Source organism: Salinibaculum rarum (genome assembly GCF_030505615.1).
Lineage (GTDB): Archaea > Halobacteriota > Halobacteria > Halobacteriales > Haloarculaceae > Salinibaculum > Salinibaculum rarum.
In genome coordinates this window covers 1,983,616-2,003,853 of the sequence record NZ_CP129992.1, presented here as the reverse complement: position 1 = coordinate 2,003,853, position 20,238 = coordinate 1,983,616, and the positions used below count along the sequence as shown (strand labels likewise).

Sequence of the window (20,238 nt, the reverse complement as noted above, 5' to 3'; positions counted from 1 at the left end):
CGACGTGTGTCGCGGTAACACGAGCCGATATGGATTCTATCCGAAGTATTAATCAGTACATTCCAGCAAACAGCCGTGTATAGATGATACAACTCGGAAAATCGGAGGCTCAAAAGCGATTACTGGCGTTTGCCGTTGCGGTGGTCGGGACAGCACTCATCGCGTTTGCGCCAACGCCCGAGGGACTCTCCCTCCGGGGACAGTACGCGTTCGCGACGATGTTCTTCGCGGGGTTCCTGTGGGTCACCGGGTCACTCCCGCTTGCGGTCACCGCGCTCTCGATTCCCATCTTGCTGACTGGCTTTGGCGTGTACGCCGACATGGACGCTGCCTTGCGTGGCTTTGCCGACCACATCATCTTCCTGTTTATCGCCGGGTTCATGCTGGCTAACGCATTGCAAAAGTACGATATTGACCGCCGCATCGCCCTGCGGATGATGGTCTCGATGGGGTCCTCACCGCGGCGCCTCATCCTCGCGGTGATGCTCGCGACTGCGTTTCTCTCGATGTGGGTCTCGAACACCGCGACCGCTGCGATGATGCTCCCCATCGCCCTGGGTGTGCTCGCGCAGGTCGTCGGCCGCGACCGGATTACCGCGCCCGATGCAGACCCCACTGAGGACATCGACGAGGTCGATACCACTGACGGCACCGCCTCGCTTGGGGACAGCGGAACGACGAACTTCCAGCGGTCGCTGTTGCTCGGGACCGCATACGCCGCGAGCGTCGGTGGCGTCGGCACGCTCATCGGGACGCCGCCAAACGCGATTCTGGCCGGCCAGCTCAACTCGATTCTGGGCTACGAGATTAGCTTCGCCGACTGGCTGCTCATCGGACTCCCGGTCGTCTTCGTCACGCTACCGCTGGTCTGGATACTGCTGACGATGGTGCTGTATCCGCCCCGCATCGACGACGTGAGCGATGCCCGCGCGCAGGCCCGCCAGGAACTCCGCGACGAGGGCCCGCTCGGTCCGCGAGGCAAACGCGTCGCGTACATCTTCACCGCGACGGCCGTCCTCTGGGTCGTCGGCGGACTCGCCGAAGGTGTCCAGTATCTCATCGACAGCGGCTTCCTGCCGCTGCCCCAGACCTGGTTCAACACCCTCTATGGCACCAGTGACGGCATGACGATATTCGGCGTGCGCGGCCACCAGGGCGCGCTCTACTACGTGATGGTCGGGATGCTCTCGATTCCCGCACTCGTCCTCGCCGATACCGCCGACTGGGACGACCTCGTCGACATCGACTGGGGGACTATCCTGCTGTTCGGTGGTGGTATCTCGCTTGCCGACGCGCTCGCGGACACCGGCGCAACCGAGTGGATTGCAGACGTTGTCTTTACGTCACTCACCGGGTCGCCGATTGTCCTCGTCGTCGCCGTCGTCGTCCTGCTCGTCATCTTCCTGACCGAGATGACCTCGAACACGGCGACATCGACGATTATCATCCCCATCCTCATCGGCATCGGGGGCGTCTTCTCTTCGACACTCGGACTGCCCGACGTCGCCGCGTCCGTCTTCCTCGCCGTGTCGGGCGCCATCGCGGCGAGTTTCGCCTTCGCGCTCCCGGTCGCAACGCCACCCAACGCCATCGTCTTCGGGTCAGGCTATCTCGAACAGAAGGACATGATGCGAGCGGGTGTCATCCTCAATCTCATCATGACCGGTGTGCTGACGGCGCTCATCTGGGTGCTCTTCCAGTTCGTCTGGCCCCACATCCTCTGGTAATCCTACACGAGCAGCGTATTCAGCGCGTCCGGGACGACCAGCACGTCGCTGCCGGGTTCGACTGCATCTTCGACTGTGTTTGCGGCGTACATCAGGCAGTCCTCGACTATCTCGGCACTGTCGCTGTTGGTGACCCACACGTCGTGCTCGCGGAGCACCCGAGCCACGACGAAGGCCCGCTGGGCGCCCGGCTCGTACCCCTGTGCCATCTCGTCGTACAGGGCGGCCGCCGAATCAGCCTCCGAGAGCCACTCGTAGAAGCGCTGTTCGCCAGTACCTTCGCCAGCGCCTTCGGGTAGTTTCGCAGGAACGACCATTCTGCCACCCGCTCGGAGTGGGTTGTTCGCGCCGAGGGCAACGTACGTCGCCGCCCGCGTCGCCTGGTAGAGGTTGGCGTCTTTCGGCGCGCCGACGCCCGCGACGACGGCGTCGTACTCCTCAGTCACCTGGACGGAGAGGGCGTCTCTGGCGGTCCCGGCGAGGTCCGCGACAACCGCTCGCGGGTCGCCCGCACTCGCGTCCATGATGCCCGCCGGCCCGTGGGTGACGTTCAGCGAAAAGTCCAGGCCCACAATATCGCCGGCCTCGTCGACGAACTCGCGGAAGGGGTTGTCCTCGATGCGGCCAAGTCGGACACCGTCGCGGCCGAGCATCTCCGGGCCGTGGGAGTAGCGAATCTGTGACTCGCCGCCAGCGCCGATGACGACGGTCTTGGCGCCGCCGGAAAAGCCAGCGTACTGGTGGGGTTCGACCATCCCCGTCGCCAGGACAGTGTCGGCGGCCGCGACGGTCTCGTTGAGTTCGATAGCACAGCCGTCGACAGTTCCGGCCTCGACCGTCACGTCGGAGTCGTGATTCGCTGCGAGGTCCGCATGCTCCCCGAGTGCGTCCTCAATTTCTGCGTCGGTCATCGGCCGATGGAGGCCGAGACCCAGAATTACCGACACCTGTTCGCGGGCGACGCCGGCCTGCTGGAGTTGCTCAAGGAGTACGTCCAGCAGGACATCGTCTGGCGTCGCACGAGTGACGTCTGTCACGACGATAGCGACGGCGTCGCCGGGGTCGACTCGCGCCGAGAGCGGTGGCCCGTGTGGGTTCGAGACTGCCGCGCCGGCGGCCTCGCGAACGTCGACGGCATCGCCACCGGCCGGCGTCGCAACGGTTACCGCACAGTCCGGGAAATCGACTGCCACAGTGTCGGAGCCGAGTGGAAGGTCCATACGGAGAGCACTGCGCCAAACGACAAAAACGGCGCGTGTGTCGACGACCGAGCGTCACACAGCTAGGGCTTCGAACGGGGCAGTCTCCAGCAGTCGCGGAAACAGCAGGATTCCCGCGACAAGGACGGCACTGGCGAGAACGGCAGCAGGTGCAAAGGGTACTGTCTCCGCAAGCCAGAACATCCCGCCAGCGAAGGCGAGGCCGGCGATGACGAGCACCGCCGTCTGGCCGATGGTTTCCGGGTGAGGGAGTCGGGCAGTATCACTCGTCCAGAACGTCGCCGTGGCACCGATGCTCCCGCCGAGGCCAATGAGTGCGTAGCCACTGCCAGCAGTCAGCGGGAACGTCAGCGCCGCGGCCACTGTCGCGACGAGACAGGCGTACGCCGGACGCTTGCCGACGGTGAGCCACAGGCCAGCGAGGATGGCGCCACCGACCGCGTAGCCAGCCAGCACGTCACCGAGATAGTGGACGCCGATGACGATTCGAGAGAGGCCCACGAGTCCGATGACAGCCACAGCACCCCCGACGAACCGGGCGTCCCGCAGGCGCTCGCGTGCGAGCACGAGGCCGCCGTAGACGACTGTCGCGGAGATGGCGTGGCCGCTGGGAAAGCCAGAGGTCTCGGGCTGTTCGGCGACGGCCTGGACGCTCACTGGCGGCCGGGGGAACATGAACAGTTGCTTGAGCGCCAGCGTCGCGACCAGCGCGACCAGCGTGTAGCTGATGACCGTCGCCGTCGACGGCCGGTCGTCGACCCAGTACAGTACCGAGAGTGCAACGAGCAGGAAGGGGAGCCCGCCAAGTTCCGTAATCAGGACAAACAGGTCGGTGAGGGCTGGCGGAACCCCTTCACGAATTACCTCGCTCACGGCCTGGAACCGGTACACGGGACTGGATTTCGTGTCGACCTACTAATCCGTGTTGGTCACTGCGCCCACTCGACCATCCGGCCGTAGGTATCGTCGGTCTCCAGCGCGGCCGCGTCACCGACCAGCACGAGCGCCTTCTTCGCCCGCGTGAGCGCGACGTTCACACGCCGGTAGTCCTCGAAGATGGGGCTGTCGAGGTCACCCGTCGCGACAAAGGAGATGACGATGACCTCCTTGCTAGAGCCCTGGAACCGGTCGACGGTGTCGACTGCCAAGCCGTCGGGGACGTGCTTGTTGATTTCGGCCACCTGCGCCCGGTAGGGCGCGATGACGCCGATGTCCGACAGCGAGACGCCGGCGTCGAGATACGACTGGACGGTTTCGGCCACCGCCGTCGCCTCCGTCGGGTTCGTGTTCCCGACTGTCGCGCCGTCGGGGTCGACGAACGCGACTCTGTCCTGGAGATGGTCGGGAAGTGCGTTCACGTCGACGCCCGCCAAATCGCGGACGTGCTGTCCGGCCACCTCGCCGTTTGCGGGCCGGAGTTGGCCGTCGTAGAACTCCCGAGAGGCAAACGCCTGGATGTGCTGGGCCATCCGGTACTGCTTGTCGAGCATGACGCTGGCCGCTGGATAGCGCTCGATGAGTCGCTGGAACAGGCTCTCGCCGAGGTCAGCACAGCGCTCGTCGCCGGCAATCTCGTCTTCGGCTTGCACGACCGGCGGGAGCTGGTGGTGGTCGCCGACCAGCACCGAGCGGTCGGCCAGCGCCGTTGCGGCGAGCGTCCCCGGTTCGGTGAGCTGTCCGGCCTCGTCGACGACGGCAGCGTCGAACTGCTGGTCGCGCATCACGCGCGAGCCACAGGAGGCCGTCGTCGCCGCGACGACGCTCGCCTCCCGCAGTTCGCGGACACACTCACCGGGGTCACCCGCGGTCTGGAGCCGGTAGGACTGCATGTCCTCGCGGACGCCACTCTCCGTGCCGACGCGGACGATGTCGGTAAAGCCCTGATCTTCCAGTGCCTCGATGGCGTTGTCGACGGCGCGGTTGGTAAATGCTGAGAGGAGCACGCGGTCGCCCCGCTCGACGAGCGCCCGGACGATTTGGGCCAGCGTGTAGGTCTTCCCAGTGCCGGGCGGGCCGTGGACCAGCGCCACGTCCTCGGCACCGACGGCCAACTGCACGGCTTCGTTCTGGGCCGCGTTGTTGTCGACGAACGTCTCCGAAACGTCCCGGAATTCGGGGTCGCGCCGGCCAAAGAGGACGTCCTTGCGTTCGGCCGACTGGGTGAGCAGTGCGTCGTGCAGCGCTGTCAACATCCGGTCGGCCCCGATTTCGGAAGGGTACACGTCGAGTCGGCGGAGGTCGAACGGTTCGTCCACGCTGACGACGATTTCGTCGGCGATTCGCTCGACGCGTGCCAGTTCCGCGTCACCGCCGACCGGGTCGCCGTCGCTCGCGAGCACCAGGTCGCCCTCCCGAATCTTCGAGACAGCACCGGTCCCCGTCGCGCGCAGTTCCCACCGGCCACCGTCGAGTTCCCGCCGGCCAGCGGGTTCGAGGTCCACCAGCGCCCGGTCGGCGTTTGCGCGTTCCTCGGGTGACTGTTCCCAGAGTTTGGCGTACTCACGGTGGACGGCACGCCGCTCCATCTCAATTGCACGGTAGAACTGGTCGAAGTATGCGCGCTCCTCCTTGGGCATCGCGGTCCCGACCTGGCCGGCCTTCGATTCCTGGTCGAGTCGGCCGGAAATCGCCATGCAGGTGTCCTGTTCGAAGCAGTATTCGCACTTGGCGTCGGCCTCGTACCCCGTCGGCACGCTGCTGTCGTGTTCCATCGCCGCCACGGCGTTTCGCTCCCTGAGGACGAACTCCAGCAGTCCCGACCCGATGGAAAACTCCTTTGCCGGCGAGAGGTCACCGCTCTCTTCGGTCCGCTCGACGGCGGCGTTTTTCGTGTACAGCAAGGTCCCGGTATCGGGGTGTTCGCCCCGACGCTCGCCGAGGATGAGCGCGTAGCAGGCCGCCTGCACCTTGTCGTGGAATCGGGGGTCCCGACGGGTGTTCTTGCCCGTCTTGAGTTCGACCGGCATCCCACGCCGGACAGCGTCGGCTCGCCCCTTCAGCCCGTAGCGCTCGCTGACGAGCGTCTGCTCGGAGCGCCAGTCGTCGCCGCCCGTCAGAGTCCCCTGGTTGAGCCACCCCTGGATGGCACTCGCGTGCTGGCGTACCGTCTCGGCCATCGAGTCCCGGTCGGCACCGAGCAAACCGAGGTCCAGCCCAGCCTCCTCGATGCGGGCGTCGACTGCCTGGTCAAGGTCACGGCCCCGCAAGAGGTCGCCGAACACCTCGTGGACGATGGTCCCTTTGACGACCGGTTCCGCCAAGGGTGTCCCGCCAATCTTGTTCAGGTAGTACATCCGAGGACACTGCACCCACTGGCGCACGTCGGTCACGTCGACCAGAAAGTCCGGTTCGACGACGACCATCGTCTCCTCGCCGGTCGTGTACTGCGTCTCGCCGCGATACTCGCGTTCGTCTGCATCGTAGACGGCCAGTTCCATCCCCACGTCGAGGTAGTCGGCCGTCTCGGTCCACTTGCCCCACAGCGTCACTGTCGTCGCCTCGGCGCGGCCCCGGTCAGGCCGGACCGAAATCTCGACGAGGTCGCGCTCGCCGTACTGCGTGCTGACGGTTTTGGGCTCTGGGACTTCGGTGACGACGCCGCGAACGTTCACGGAACAGGGCACGGGTGGCCCCGGATTAACGCTTCTGGTCGGTATGAGAGTGGGTCGCGCGTTTCGATGCCTATTTTCCCACAGAACTCCTTTCGAGTGGTAACGATGCGTGTTCGCGACTGGGACGATATCATGGAGGATGTAGTCGAGAGCAACGCAGACCCCGACGGCTGGCGCGGTGTCGGTGGCGACCGCGCGAACGGCATCGGCGAAGACCTCTACGTCGGCCACCCCGGTGTCGGCGTCTTTCAGCTGAAGACGTACGCGAAAAACCCCTACGAGGTGCAGGGGGTCGGCGCACGGATTGCCCGCTCGCTCGACGACGAACTCAACCCACTCTTCCCGGAGAAAGACGACGCGACGGGGCTGTTCGGCGTCCAGCAACCCGCCGAAGACGAAGACGAAGCCGAGTCGAAAGTCAAGAACCTCCAGACCGTCGTCGAAACCCACGCCGACGCGCCGACCTCACCGGAAGCGCTGTTCGACGACATCATGGACGCACTCGACAGTCCTGCGTACGGCCCGATGGAGTTCGACGACTACGACCGGCCCGACCAGATGGGCGAGTTGACCGACACCTTCGAGGAGGCCGAGGAGTTGCTCGACAGCGAGTTCGAAGACGTCGTCGACGAGGATGTCGACCGAGGGTTCTACTGAGATGGTGCCGCTCCCGCCAGTCGCCGGCAACGCCACCGCCGAGCGCCCCCGCCGGACAGCAGGTGACCGCTGATGGTCGGCCCCGTCTCCGACGAAGAACGGAACAGTTTCGCAGCGAAGCTCAAACTGGGATTTGTCCTGCTGGTGGCACTCTCGGCGGGCCTCATCACGTTACAGGCCGACGCTGGCCCCGTCGCGTTTGTCGGAGCCAGTGTCGCCGGTGGACTCGTCGGCGTCGTCCTCGTGTGGATTGCGTTTCCCGACCGGGAGGAACTCGCCGACAGCGAGGGTGTCGACGATGGTCCCGACTGGTGACTGTAAGTAAGACGAGAACCGTCTTCGGCGGATTCAGAGACGTTTCGAGACGTACGGCCCGTCCTGCTTGTAGCCGAGTTTCTCGCGGTAGTACTGGCGGACGCCGATACCGCTGAGGACGGCCAGTTTCTCGAATCCGGCCTCTGTCGCCAGTCGTTCGGCCTCGGCCAGCAACTGGCGACCATAGCCCTGGTGTTGTCGCTGTTCGACACCGGCGCTTGCAGCCTCGCTGTTCCCGACACCGACCTGGCTCCCGTAGACGTGCAGTTCCCGGACGATAGCCGCCCCGTCCAGTTCGTGCCGAACAGGGTCGTTGGGGAAGCGAAGCCGGCAAAAGCCCACGAGCAAGTCCTTCTCGCGGTCCTCGAAACTGATGAAATATTCCGTCCCGCCGGACACCTCGTACTCGGTCACGTCGAGGGTGACAGTTTCCGGCGTCTCGTCGTTGTGGCCCACCTCGCGACAGCGGATGCAGTCACAGGTCCAGCCGTGTTCGTCCATCCGCTTGCGGGCGAGTTGTCGGAGGTTCGACTTCCAGACGCCGCCCTCGATGAAGTCCGCGGGGATGTCCCGCTGGACGCGCTGGAGGCGGGTGTACTCGGGGATGATGGATTTGATTTCCGCGACGAGTTCCGCGGCTTCCTCGTTGCCGAGCGGCTCGAACTCGTCGGTGTGCCACCAGTCGTAGACCGCCGTTCCCTCGACGACCAGCGTCGGGTAGATCTTCAGGAAATCCGGGCGCCACTCCGGGCGCTCGAAGATGCGGCGGAAATCCTCCAGACACATCTCCTGTGACATGCCGGGCTGGCCGGGCATCATGTGGAAACCGACCTTGAACCCCGCGTCGCGCAGGCGGCGGTTGGCGTCGATTGACTCCTGGACCCCGTGTCCGCGGTGCATCTCGCGGTTGATGCGCTCGTAGGTGGTCTGGACACCAACCTCGACTTTTGTCCCGCCGAGTGCGAGCATCCGGTCTATCTGTTCGGGGTCACACCAGTCGGGTTTGGTCTCGAAGGTCGTGGCGACGTTGCGCACGTCTGCGGTCTCGTTTTCCGCGATGACGTCCTCGACGTAGCGAAAGTCGTACTCTTCGGGGTCCTGGGCGAAACTCTCGCCCTGCGCGGGTTCCGGTTCCTTGTTCACGTCGTAGTCGTTCATCGCTTGCAGTGCCCGCTTGACGAACCACTCCTGGTAGTCGTGACTGCGGGCGGTCATCGTGCCACCCATCAGGATGAGTTCCGCTTTGTCGATGGGGTGGCCAATCTCGCGCAGTTGCTCCAGCCGGAGTGTCACCTGTCCGTATGGGTCGTAGTCGTTTTGCTTCCCCCGGGCGGCCGCCGGCTCGTGGCCGGTGTAGCTCTGTGAACTCGAAAAGTCAGAATCGGGGCCGCCGGGACAGTACAGACACTTCCCGTGTGGACACCGCTCGGGCGAGGTCATAATCGCAATCGGCGAGACGCCCGACGCGGTCCGGACGGGCTTGCGCCGCAGCACCTCCTCCAAGTCGTCGCGGTGTTCGTCGGGGGCGAAATCGAGCAAGTCAGAGTTTTTCGGGACTTTCGACGCAGAATAGGTGCCACAGACGTCTTTCTTTGCGGCTTCGAGGTTGTCCCGGTCGACATCGCCGTCGAGAATCCGTTCGACCAGCTCCTGACAGACCTGTTCGAACGTGCTCGACTCGCGTTTCGTGTCCGTACTCATTGCTCGGCGTGTTGGTCTATATCCCCGCTTTGACCGATTAAGGCTGTCGCTTGGGTGAGGCGGGTTACTCCCCCGAGAGATGGCCGGGAGTCCACTCGCCCTCGAAGTCTTCGTGGGTGAACGGGACCGCGTCCTCGCCGGCGTACGTCCCGACGAGCTGACCGCTCCCTTCGAGGTAGTACTTGTAGGTGGTCAGCCCCTCCAGCCCGACCGGACCGCGGGCGTGGGTCTTCCCAGTGCTGATGCCGACTTCGGCACCGAGGCCGTACCGGTAGCCGTCGCTGAATCGGGTCGACGCGTTGTGGAACACGCTCGCCGAGTCGAGCCCGCGCATGAATCGGCTGGCACGGTCCGCGTCGGTGGTCACGATTGACTCGGTGTGTTTCGACCCGTAGGCGGTGATGTGGCTGGTGGCGTCCGTCAGCGAGTCGACGACTTTCACCGACAGGATGAGGTCGCCGTACTCGGTCGACCAGTCCGCCTCACTCGCCTCCTTCATGTCGACGATGTCGCGCGCACGCTCGTCGCCGCGGAGTTCGACATCTGCCTCATCGTAGCGCGCCGTGACGGCCGGCAGGAACTCCTCGGCGACGTCCTCGTGGACCAGCAGTGTCTCCACGGCGTTACAGACCGCAGGATACTGGACTTTCGCGTCGTAGGCGATGTCTTCGGCCATCGAGAGGTCCGCCTCGCTGTCGACGTAAACGTGGCAGATACCTTCCGTGTGGCCGAGGACGGGGATGCTCGTGTTGTCCTGGATGTACCGGACGAACTCCGAACTGCCACGGGGCATCAGCAGGTCGACCGAATCGTCCATCTCCAGGAGCGTATCGACGTCCTCGCGGGCCTCGATGAGCTGTGCCCACCCGTCCGGTTTGTCGGCCGTCGCCTCGCGGATGACGTCGAACAGCGCGCGATTCGAGTAACTCGCCTCACTGCCGCCTTTCAGGATGACCGCATTGCCCGATTTCATCGAGAGTGCGGCAATCTGGACCAGCGCGTCCGGGCGAGACTCGAAGACGGTCCCGATGACGCCGATTGGGACGCTCACTTTGTACAGTTCCAGCCCGTCGTCGAGTTCCCGTGCCGACAGCGTCTTCTCGAGCGGGTCGTCCTGCCCGGCGACGCTGCGCACCATCTCGATGATGCTATCGAGTTTCGAGTCCGAGAGCTTGAGCCGGTCGACGAGTGCCTGACTGTACTCGCCGTTTGCCAGCATCTCCTCGGCTTCGGCGACGTCTTTCTCGTTTGCGTCCAGAATCGTCTCCCGGTTGGCGTCGATGGCATCGGCAATATCGTGCAGCGCCGCGCTTCGCTTTTCGTCGGCGAGTGTCGCCAGTTCCAGCGCCGCAGACTCTGCCTCCGCGACTTTCGTTTTCGTGTCTGTTTCAGTCATCGATGACTCCGTTCACGGGGACAAATAGCGTCCCGACAGGTTTGGCAGTAGCGATTTTTTCCAGCACGTCGGGCTCCGTCGACTTCGCGATAACCGCCGGGATGCCGTGCTCGCTGGCATCACGGGCGCCGCGGACTTTCGTCTGGATACCGCCAAACTCCTCTGTCGAACTCCCGTCGACTATCTCCTCGATCTCGTCGTAGTTGCGGCCGACGGCCTCGATGAGACGTGCCGAGTCGTCGTGTTTGGGATTTGCCGTGTAGACGCCGCCGACGTCGGTCAGAGTGACCAGCAGATCGGCGTCGACGCCGATAGCGACCGACGCCGACAGCATGTCGTTGTCCCCGATTCGGATCTCCTCGGTCGCGATAGCGTCGTTTTCGTTGATGATCGGGACGACATCCCACTCGAGGAGTGTCTCGATTGTGTTCTTGAAGTTCGTGAACCGCTCGGGGTTCTCGAGGTCGTGTTGGGTGACCAGCGCCTGGGCGATTTTCCGGTCGTAGCGCTCGAAGCTCTCGGTGTATCGCCGCATGAGGTGACTCTGCCCGATCGTCGACAGCGCCTGGGACTTTTCGACGGTATCGCTTCCGTAGTCGATTCTGCCTTTCCCGGCCCCGACTGCACCCGAGGAGACGAGTATGACCTCTTTCCCGCGGTCGAGCAAGGAGACGACGTCGTCGACTAGCTTGTCGACCTTCTCGTCGTCGAGGTTCGACTCCTCGTCGGTCAGCGAGTTGGTCCCGGCCTTGACGACGACCCGCTCTGCGCCGGCCGCGAGCTGTCGGGTCTGCTCGACCACGTCGGCTTCGGCTGCGTCACTCATTGTCCTGTGCAAGTTCCTCCGAGCGTTCAGCCGCCGCTGCCAGTGCCTCGGCGACCGTCGTGTCGACCTCGCTGTTCCGCAGTACTTTCATGCCCTCGATTGTCGTCCCGTTTGGCGAACAGACCGCGTCGATGAGTTCGTCAGCGGTCTTCTCGGAGTTGAGGACGGTCTCGGCAGCACCCTTGAACGTCTGGGCTGCAAGCGTCTCGGCCTTGTCGGGAGACAGTCCTTCGTCGACCGCGCCCTCCTTCATCGCCTGTAGAAGATAGAAGACGAACGCCGGGCTGCTACCGTTCAGTGCGGTGGCCGCGTCCATCAGGTCCTCGTCGATTTCGACGAATTCGCCAAGGTCCGTGAGTATCTCGCGGACGTCCTCGTCGACCTCGTCCCACGTGACAGCCGCGGCCATATCGCCCGTCTCGGCAGCCAGGTTCGGCATGATGCGAACGACCGTCGCGTCGGTCCGTTCCTCGACGAACTCTGTCGTGATGCCAGCGGCAATCGTGACCAGCGTCTGGTCCGGTGTGAGTTCGAACGAGTCGAGTGCGTCACCGACGTATTCCGGTTTGACCGCGACGAAGACGACGTCCGCCGTCGCTGCCTCCGTCGCGTCCGTGGTCGTTGTCGTCGCGTCGGCCTCGACGCCGTCGAGCGCGTCCGGATCGAGATCACACGCGATGATGTCGTACTTGCCGGTCCGTGAGAGCCCCTTGACGAGGGCACTACCCATGTTACCGCAGCCGATGACGCTGATAGTAGTCATTCTTGTCGTGGATAAACCAAAGCGAGAATATACGGCCTTTGATTGTCGGTCAGCGTCGATGCCGACAACGAGCAGGCTCAGGCAGCCGGTGCCGTCGAGAGTTCGACAGCCAGCGCCGCGAGCACTGCGTCTTGAACGGCGTCGCGCTCGCCAGCGAGGAACTCGATGCGTCCCTCGCGTGCGCCGCGAGCGTCGAGGCCGGCTTCGGACGCCTCCTCGCTCGCCTGGTCGACGACGGCGCGCACGTCGATGTCAGCGTCACTCCGGACGTAGGCTTCGTCGGTGTCGAACCCAACCAGCGCGACCGCGTCCTCGCGGTGTCGCCGGAAGAGTTCGTCCAGGAGAAGTTCCGTCGGCGGGAACTCGTAGCGGTGGGTGTACGCCTCCGTGTCGAGGACGAGAATCGACTCGCCGTCGACGGTTTGCTCCTCGAGGTTCTCCTCTGCGGTCTCGACTTCGGTGTCCATCTTCGTCCGGAACTGCTCGCTGACGTGCCCGGCCAGCCCGGTCACGTCCTCGGTCTGTTCGGCAAAGAGGAGGTCGATGATGAGTTCGCGCTTGTCCTCGTAGGACTGGTAATATGCCTCCAGTGCGATGGCCTCCCGGATGTCCGAGATGGTCTCGGTATCGTAGCCCGCGTCGGTCGCGAGGTCGACGTAGGCCTCGGGGGCGTCCTCCCAGAAACTGACCGCCGGAAGGTGTTCGAGGTCCTGCTGGACGTCGCTGTTGACGCCACTGGCGATGGTCGCGGCGAGTGCCGTCGCCGTCGTCTCCGGTGCACCCTCCTGGGACGGTGCGACCAGCGTGTCGACTTCCTCGACAATCTCGTCGTCGATTGCTCGCTCGTCGACGACGACGCGGCGGGCGCCGTACACGTCGAGCAGTTCCAGCCCGTCCAGCGACTCGGCGGTGCCGGCAGCGGCGACGAAGACGAACAGCGGGTACTTCTCGCCGTGACGCTCCCGGTTCGAGAGCATCTGGGTCACGTCGCCCGTCGCGTCGTCCATGTCGTAGACGGACTCTTCGAGGGGTCGCCGGTCGAAGTAGTGGTACTCGGCGTCGCTGCTCTGGTGTTCCTCGCGAATCAGCGGGAGCGTCGCCCGCTCGATTGCGACACCGGCGACGTAGCCGTCGGCCGTCGCGCTGTGTCGGACGACGATTGGTCGACTTTCGAGCACGGCGCGGCGAATCGCCGTCGCGGCGTCGAGCAGCGAATCGGTGACCGATTCAACGGCGGGGTCTTCCGCGAGCGGCGCCAGCGCGTCCGGTCGGGCCCGCTGGAGCATGGCGTCTTCCATCCGCTGGGTGACAGCATCGCGCTCCTCGTCTTCGAGGACGACCAGCGCTTCCGTCTCGACCTGGAGTTCGCCGCGTCGCTTTTCGACTTCGCCCTCGATGCGGACGACGTCGCCTTCGTCGACTTCCGGGTAGGCGCGAACGCCCGCCTCCTCGAAGGCGGCACAGTCGACGGTGCCGGTCTCGTCGCGCAGTTCGAACACCGTCGGCCCGCTCGTCTGGCGCGCGTCGGCGATTTCGCCCTCGATGCGGACGAGACTGCCGACCTTGTCGCCGAGTTCGCTGATGGTCGCTTCGACGGCTTCCGCCTGTGTCTGACCCGCTTGCGCGTCCGTCTCCGTGGACTGCTCGGTCTCAGGCGCTTCTTCGGCGTCCGCCGTCTCGTCGCTCTCTTCGGTTTCGTCTCTCGCTTCCGTCTCTGCACTCGCTGCTTGCTCGTCGTCGGTGTCGGGTTCCGTCTCGCGTGGCTCCGGTTGGCCGACACTGCTGTCGCTCGATTCGTCCGTACTGTCGCTTTCGTCTGTCTCGTCCGCGTCCTCTTTCAGGATGGCGCCGTCGTTGTCCGGGTCATCGACGAGCGTGCCGCGGAACTCCGATTCGCCCTGGCGGATCGACCAGCCGAGGTCGATGTTCCCGTTGTCTCGGACGCTCTTGACCTGGACGAACACGGTTTCACCCGAGTCCCAGTCGAGGCTGTCGAGGCGCTGGTCCAGTTCGCTCTTGTGGAGCAGACCGGTCACGCTGTCCCCGATGTCGATGAAGACACCGAACTCGGCGAACCCGTCGACTGAACCTCGGTAGTAGCGACCGGGCGTCAATTCGTCGGGCCGGCGGCCCCGAAACTCGAACACAACGTCTTCCTGGTGAAGGTCACAGATACGGCCGTCAACAGACGTACCGCAGATGATACACGAACCCATTGGCAGGTGAAAGCGGTTCCGCCCTAAAACGGTTGTCGAAACGCGCCCGTCCGTGCGCCACTCACTCGAAGAGGTCGCTTTCCTCTTCGAGCATCTCGATTCCACGCGCGACCTCCCGCGCTTCTGGTGGGTCCAGTGCCACCTCGACCTCGTTGTCCTCGGCGTCCTCGAAGGCGACTTTGACGCGTTCGTCGCCGAACTCCCGGACGTCGATAGAATCGATGTCGTAGAGTTTCACCGTCGCGGCGTTGTTGGATGCCCCGACGTGTTTGATTGCGCCCTCTTTGAGTTCGAACATGAACTGCTTGAAGTCGAAGGTCAGCATAGCAGACCCTCGGTGTGGTGGCTTCAAAAAGTCACCCCTCGCGCCGTCGTCGCGCCGGAATTACCCAATCGCCTGCTCGATGGCTTCGAGGAGTCGTTCGCCGGCCGCGAGGACGTGTGCGTTCCCGCCAAAGCCGTAGCCGACAAGGAGGATAGCCGGGAGCGCGGCCAGCCCCACCGCTTTCGGCAGCCAGACGTTGTGGACGGTCGCGATTCCGTAGACGAACAGGGCGCCAGCCCACAGGACGACGGCCGCCTTCACCCAGACGCTGGGGACGCCCAGAAACGCGAGTGGGGCAAGCGAGTAACAGATGACCTGGACCGTCTTGCTGACCCCTGCTCTGTCGCCGGCGCCGCCGATCAAAATCACGGTCTGCAGTGCCGCAGTCAGGTGGATACCCGCGGGAGTGACCAGGACCATCACGACCAGCAGCCACAGAATCGCCGACGCCGCGGGCTGGTCGGCGACGACCGGATAGGCGTCTGCCGTCGTCGCCAGTCGTATCGCTTCGGCGAAGAAAACGACAGTCGCGGCGAAGGTCAGCCCCGGCGCCTGGTCACCGGGCGCAATCTTCGCCCTGAAAAACGAACTTGGGCGCAGCAGTATCTCGACCCACGCGCGTGCAAGCGCGATGGGGCCGCGCTCGCGGCCCAGTTCCGGATTCTCGACCCACTGAGTCACAGCCGATAGTTAGGGACCGGCCGGCTTTACCGTTGTGCAATCGGCCCAGTTGTCGCCCCACCGGCGGGCTCAGTCGTCAGCGCCGACGTTTTCCTCGCTCTGGAAGCACGCCGGGTCCGGACTGATGTCCGCGTACTCGGTGGCGCGTTCGCCGAGCACTGCGACGCGGTCGGCGTGGCCCTGGTCGGTGAACGCGCCATCCTCGAATTTCCCGCTCGCGCGGGGCACTGCGGCCTGATAGGGCAGGACCCACGCATCGAGTGCGCGACAGACGGTCCGCAGGTGTTCGAGCGCAGAGAGCGGGAAGTTCCCACCGGCGATGCCAAGCAGCCCGACCGTCTTGTCCTCGAACTCGTCGAAGCCACAGTAGTCGATGGCGTTTTTCAGCGGTGCGCTGTACGAGCCATGGTACATCGGCGTCCCGAGGACGATGGCGTCAGCATTGCGAATGCGCCGCCGAAGCTCCGGGGCGTCGCCGGCGTCTTCGTCATTGGGGTCAAACAGTGGAAGGTCAAAGTCGCGCAAATCGAGCAGTTCTGTCTGTGCGCCGCGGTCTGCGGCGGCCGCGAGTGCGTGTCGTGCTGCGATACGCGTGTAACTGCCGTCTCTGAGACTGCCACAGAGCGCGACGACTGTTGGTGGTGTCATACTCACAGGTGGACGGGTAAAGCCTTAGATGCAGTGCTCGGCGGTTCCGTCCACGAGTTACCGCTGGAGGCTCGCACTCCCATCAGCGACGGTCACCAGCCCGTCCGATTCAAGGTCAGAGAGGAGCCCTCGAAGCCACTCGCGACCGTATTCTCCCTCGGGAACGTAATCGACGCGCACGCGTGGGCCGAGTTTGTCCAGCGGGAGCTCGTCGTACTCTTTGAGTACCGAGACGACCCGGCCGCGCATCTGTCGTCGGCTCCCCTCGAACTCTGGCTGGGTCGGCACGTCCGGCGCAGTGAAATCACCGGAGGCGTACGCCGAACACCACTCCCGCCAGGGACAGTCCGCCTCGTCACAGCTGGGAGTCTGTTCGCAGGCGACCCCACCGAGTTCCATGATGGCGTTGTTCCAGACCCGCGACTCGCCCGGTGGCAGGAGTGCTGTCGCCGCCCGCTCGAAGGCCGCATCGTCGTCGGGTACGTCGAAGGCCCGATAGAGGACGCGTTTGACGTTCGTGTCGACGACAGCGTCGCCGTTGTTGAACGCGAAACTGGCGACGGCGTTTGCGGTGTATGGACCCACGCCCATCAGTTCCGAGAGGCCGTCGGGGTCGTCGGGAAACTGTCCGTCGAATTCCGTCTGGACCTGCTGGGCCGCCTCGTGGAGGTACTTCGCACGATTGTTGTACCCCAGCGAGTGGTCGGTCCAGAACCCGACCACGTCGGCGCGGTCCGCGGCGGCGAGGTCGGCAGCCGTCGGCCAGCGGTCGAGAAAGGCCCGCCAGGCATCGACGACCCGGCCGAGCTGTGTCTGCTGGCTCATCACTTCCGAGACGAGAATCTCGTAGGGCTCTGTCGTCTCGCGCCAGGGAAACGAGCGGTGGTCCTGCTCGTACCACGAAATCAGCGCCTCGCGAACGTCGTCTGTGGGCACGTCGGCAAGCGGGTCGTCTGCCTCCTCGGACATCGACCTGCCGTAGGCGGTGGCCGCGTTTGTGGGTGACGGTCCCTGCCGTCCCCGGTGGCCGTCAGTCGTTCACTCGGAGTGGGCTCGCCGGAGCTTGACGGAGGCGCGAGTGCCGTCTTCGACCTCGAACTGGAGGTCCCCGCCGGACTGTTCGATGACCTGGTCGACGAGCCACAGCCCCAACCCGCTTGCGTGTTCGAGCGCCGTCTCCTCGCCGCGCTCGATGACGCGGACCTCGTGGTCCGGGATGCCCGGCCCGTCGTCCGTGACACTGACTGTTACCCACTCGTCGTCGGCCTCGGTCACCTCGACAGTCACCGTCGGTGGGGTTCCGTCGTGGCCGTGTTCGAGCGCGTTCTCGATGAGGTTTCGGAAAGCAAAGTCGAGGTCACGGATACCCGTGACGCGGACACACTCGGGCAAGTCGGTCTCGATAGTAGCAGCGGGTTCGGTGTCCCGAGCGGCCCTGATTGAGTCCGACACCAGCGTCGCGAGTTCGTGGTCGACCTGTTCGAAGTCGCCCCCGACAATCCACTCGAGGTTACTGACCTTCTCGCTGGTCGTCGCAAGGGCCTCACTCGCGGCCCGGATTCGCTCGACAGATTCTTTGTTCTCGCCGGACACGCTGTCCTCGATTGCCGCCGCGAATCCGTTGATGACGGCAGTCTTGTTGCGGATGTTGTGGCGGAGCGAGCGGGCAAACACCTGTTTGATGCGCTGGATTTGCTGTTGTTTGCGATGGCGGTCAGTGACGTCCCGAAGCGTCGCGACCCACTCGCTGACGTCGCCGTGTTCCTGGATGGGACCGACGGTCACCTCGAAGAGTCGCTCGTAGCCGTCGCTGTCGGTGAGCCACACCTCGAACGACTCCCAGCGGTTAGTCCGGTCGGTCAGGATGCGTTCGAGCGCTTCGTTGCCCTGTTTGATGCTCTCTCTGGGGAGCAGTTCGACCAGATGGAGCCCTCTGAGAGTCGTCCGTGACAGTCCGGTGAACTCGACCATCGCCTCGTTGCAGACTTTGATGTGTCCGCTCTCGTCGAAGACGTACATCGGGTCGCCCGCGCTCTCGACAAGGGTTCGGTACTGTTCGAGTTCCTGCTCTCGGGCCTTGCGCTCGGTGATGTCGCGGACGACACCGATGAGACCGCCGTACTCCCCGTCGACCGTCTGTCGTGGCTTGAAGTGATAGGAGACCTCGACGTGGTCGCCATCCCCAGTCGCGATTGTCATGTCTATCGTCCCGCTCTCGCGGTCGGAGCTGAGAATATCTGTGAGGACCTGCTGGGCACGTTCGAGTTCCCCTTCGGCCATCGTCTTCGAGACGTGGTCACCGAGGAGTTCGGCGCGGTCGTACCCGGCCATCTCGGCGTAGGAGTGATTGCAGTACTCGATGTACCCGTCGGCGTCGAGGGCGAACAGACCGTCGACGGCATTAGCGGCCAGTTCCTCGAACAGTTGGACACTGTCGTAACTCTCGATCTGTGACGAGACGGGTTCGAGTATCTCGAAGCGAACGTCACCGTCGTCGAGGACTGGGTAACTCGAGTGGACGAAATACTCGACCCGGTCACCGACTGGTGCCCGGATGACTTTCCCGTGGCGAACTCTGTTGCTGGCGAGCAGCGTCGTCAAATCGAGTGCCGTCTCCGGCCCGCCTTCGAAGATGGCCGCGAGTCTGCGATAGAAGTGTGTCGGTTTCGGGCTGTCTCGCCCCGGCGTCTGTGTCCCGAAAAGCGCGCGAAGCGAGACGTTCGACCAGTGAACGCGGCCGTCGCGATTGACGAGAAAACAGCCAGTCTGGTGTTGTCTGTCGGCTTCGAGCGAGCAGATACTGCCGGCTCGCCCCGTCGCTTGCTTTGGTTGGCTGCCCCCGACGATGCCGAGAACCTTCGCGAACAGCGAGCGTCTTCCCTCAGATTCCTTACCGACCACTGTCTCGACGGACTCCAGAATTTCGTCGTCGATGTCTGCCGAGTGGGCGCTGGTGTAGAGGATTGTCGGCGTGGCGCTCTCCCTGAGCAGCGTCAGCCAGTCGTCTTCTGGCTGGTCGCTCTCGACGACCACACAGTCGAACGGCCAGTCCTGGACCGTCTCGACGGCGGCGGTGGGGTCGGTGTTCGTGACGAGCGTGAGTTCGTCGTACTCTCGCGCGGCATACGACGCGACGGCACCGAGTTCGTCCTCGTCAGTACCGACGTAGAGCAGTCGAATCTGCGTGCTGTCGGCGAGTGGCCACTCTGATCCGATATCGGGCGACTCATCACGGGACCCAGGGCGCTGCATCTTCGTTTGCTAGATAGCAGAAACTAGGGGATAAAAAGTTATCCCCCGGGTTATTGTCACACGGCATATACATGTCAATCAGAACGTTCTTTTTAGTCGAAAATGGCGGAGGTCAGACCGCTGCCAGAAGCAACGCCGCGACGCCCTCGACGACGGTCCCCCAGACCGAAAAGCCGGTCGTCACCGCGAGCAGCGTGTCCAGTGCGAAGAACACGAAGATTATCGCGCCGGCGAAGTGGGCCTTCCGCAGGTTGAACTTGTGGGCAAACCGGTGGAAAAAGAGCGCGTTTGCCAGACTCACCGGCACGATGGCGATCATCTCACCGACCCAGATTGCAGGCGACGCGCCGTACTGAATCGCGAGACTAATCGTGATGAGTTGAGTCTTGTCCCCGAACTCACCGACAGCCATCATCGAGAAAATGCCCACGAAGGTAGCGACCGGCTTCGGCAGGTCGACACCGAAAACGGAGAGTTCACCACCGTCGGCGAGTTCGGTGAATCCCCCGTCAGTCGTCGTGGGGACGTTCCCGTCAGCCGGTGCCGACCGGTACAGCATCACGCCAAACAGCAGGAACAGGACGATAGTGATACCGTCGAGGTAGACAGCCGGCAAGGCGTTCTGGACGGCGCTGCCGAACAGAATCTCCAGTGCGGTCCAGCCAGCGAAGGCACTCCCGGCGGCTGCGACGACCACGTACGGATTGTACCGTGTCGACAGACCGGCGATGATAAACTGAACCTTTTCTCCGGGGAGCACCGCAAGTTGTGCCCCGGCCGCGATGAGCATAATCTCTAGAAATCCGGCCATCACCGGACCACCCTTCGAGACAGACGACGCATTTGACTTTTTTAGACGCGTCTAATTAATAAGCCCCACGGTGACAAACAGTTTTGCGA

General features: G+C 64.1%; 17 protein-coding genes. 3 read left to right on the top strand and 14 right to left on the bottom strand.

The window, feature by feature from the left end:
• Positions 1 to 83 precede the first annotated feature (83 nt).
• A complete protein-coding gene (locus tag QYL91_RS10600; RefSeq protein ID WP_302080472.1) occupies positions 84 to 1,727 on the top strand; it encodes an SLC13 family permease in 1,644 nt (547 codons plus the stop codon).
• 2 nt (positions 1,728 to 1,729) lie between these two features.
• On the opposite strand, the gene QYL91_RS10595 is transcribed toward QYL91_RS10600, so the two are convergent.
• From QYL91_RS10595 to QYL91_RS10585, 3 genes are read right to left on the bottom strand one after another with little or no spacing between them, the layout of a single operon-like run.
• Positions 1,730 to 2,947: a lactate racemase domain-containing protein gene (locus tag QYL91_RS10595; RefSeq protein ID WP_302080471.1), complete on the bottom strand. Its 1,218-nt coding sequence runs from the start codon at positions 2,945 to 2,947 to the stop codon at positions 1,730 to 1,732.
• A 54-nt stretch (positions 2,948 to 3,001) separates the two neighbouring features.
• Positions 3,002 to 3,838, bottom strand: a complete 837-nt coding sequence (locus tag QYL91_RS10590; protein ID WP_302080470.1) for a phosphatase PAP2 family protein — start codon at positions 3,836 to 3,838, stop codon at positions 3,002 to 3,004.
• Positions 3,839 to 3,876: 38 nt separating this feature from the next.
• Complete coding sequence (locus tag QYL91_RS10585; RefSeq protein WP_302080469.1) at positions 3,877 to 6,558, bottom strand: AAA domain-containing protein; 2,682 nt, start codon at positions 6,556 to 6,558, stop codon at positions 3,877 to 3,879.
• A 105-nt stretch (positions 6,559 to 6,663) separates the two neighbouring features.
• Here QYL91_RS10585 and QYL91_RS10580 point away from each other — a divergent pair, with 105 nt between their 5' ends.
• Together QYL91_RS10580 and QYL91_RS10575 are read left to right on the top strand one after the other, a co-directional pair.
• Complete coding sequence (locus QYL91_RS10580) at positions 6,664 to 7,215, top strand: hypothetical protein (protein WP_302080468.1); 552 nt, start codon at positions 6,664 to 6,666, stop codon at positions 7,213 to 7,215.
• 72 nt (positions 7,216 to 7,287) lie between these two features.
• The gene (locus tag QYL91_RS10575) at positions 7,288 to 7,530 is read left to right on the top strand and encodes a hypothetical protein (RefSeq protein ID WP_302080467.1); all 243 of its coding nucleotides are present in this window, start codon (positions 7,288 to 7,290) and stop codon (positions 7,528 to 7,530) included.
• 33 nt (positions 7,531 to 7,563) lie between these two features.
• Here QYL91_RS10575 and QYL91_RS10570 read toward each other — a convergent pair whose 3' ends face one another.
• The 11 genes from QYL91_RS10570 to QYL91_RS10520 form a co-directional block, all read right to left on the bottom strand.
• Entirely contained in the window at positions 7,564 to 9,231 is a 1,668-nt protein-coding gene (locus QYL91_RS10570) for a tRNA uridine(34) 5-carboxymethylaminomethyl modification radical SAM/GNAT enzyme Elp3 (protein WP_302080466.1), read from the bottom strand.
• A gap of 64 nt (positions 9,232 to 9,295) precedes the next feature.
• Positions 9,296 to 10,627, bottom strand: coding sequence for a glutamate-5-semialdehyde dehydrogenase (locus QYL91_RS10565; RefSeq protein WP_302080465.1), 1,332 nt, complete (start codon positions 10,625 to 10,627; stop codon positions 9,296 to 9,298).
• Positions 10,620 to 11,453 (bottom strand): glutamate 5-kinase, encoded by an 834-nt coding sequence (gene proB / locus QYL91_RS10560; RefSeq protein ID WP_302080464.1) that lies wholly within the window; start codon positions 11,451 to 11,453, stop codon positions 10,620 to 10,622. Before proB ends, QYL91_RS10565 begins: the two co-directional genes overlap by 8 nt.
• A complete protein-coding gene (proC, locus tag QYL91_RS10555) occupies positions 11,446 to 12,216 on the bottom strand; it encodes a pyrroline-5-carboxylate reductase (protein ID WP_302080463.1) in 771 nt (256 codons plus the stop codon). The genes proB and proC overlap by 8 nt, the downstream gene beginning before the upstream one ends.
• A 77-nt stretch (positions 12,217 to 12,293) precedes the next feature.
• On the bottom strand, positions 12,294 to 14,432 hold the full coding sequence (locus QYL91_RS10550) for a DHH family phosphoesterase (RefSeq protein WP_302080462.1): 2,139 nt from the start codon (positions 14,430 to 14,432) through the stop codon (positions 12,294 to 12,296).
• Between the two features lie 61 nt (positions 14,433 to 14,493).
• The gene (locus tag QYL91_RS10545; protein ID WP_302080461.1) at positions 14,494 to 14,757 is read right to left on the bottom strand and encodes a hypothetical protein; all 264 of its coding nucleotides are present in this window, start codon (positions 14,755 to 14,757) and stop codon (positions 14,494 to 14,496) included.
• A 60-nt stretch (positions 14,758 to 14,817) separates the two neighbouring features.
• On the bottom strand, positions 14,818 to 15,438 hold the full coding sequence (locus tag QYL91_RS10540) for a YIP1 family protein (RefSeq protein WP_302080460.1): 621 nt from the start codon (positions 15,436 to 15,438) through the stop codon (positions 14,818 to 14,820).
• Positions 15,439 to 15,507: 69 nt separating this feature from the next.
• Complete coding sequence (locus QYL91_RS10535) at positions 15,508 to 16,086, bottom strand: NADPH-dependent FMN reductase (RefSeq protein ID WP_302080459.1); 579 nt, start codon at positions 16,084 to 16,086, stop codon at positions 15,508 to 15,510.
• Positions 16,087 to 16,143: 57 nt separating this feature from the next.
• Positions 16,144 to 17,055 (bottom strand): HhH-GPD family protein, encoded by a 912-nt coding sequence (locus tag QYL91_RS10530; RefSeq protein ID WP_302080458.1) that lies wholly within the window; start codon positions 17,053 to 17,055, stop codon positions 16,144 to 16,146.
• 69 nt (positions 17,056 to 17,124) lie between these two features.
• Positions 17,125 to 19,338, bottom strand: a complete 2,214-nt coding sequence (locus tag QYL91_RS10525) for a sensor histidine kinase (protein WP_302080457.1) — start codon at positions 19,336 to 19,338, stop codon at positions 17,125 to 17,127.
• 112 nt (positions 19,339 to 19,450) lie between these two features.
• Entirely contained in the window at positions 19,451 to 20,149 is a 699-nt protein-coding gene (locus QYL91_RS10520) for a TMEM165/GDT1 family protein (RefSeq protein ID WP_302080456.1), read from the bottom strand.
• Positions 20,150 to 20,238: the final 89 nt, after the last annotated feature.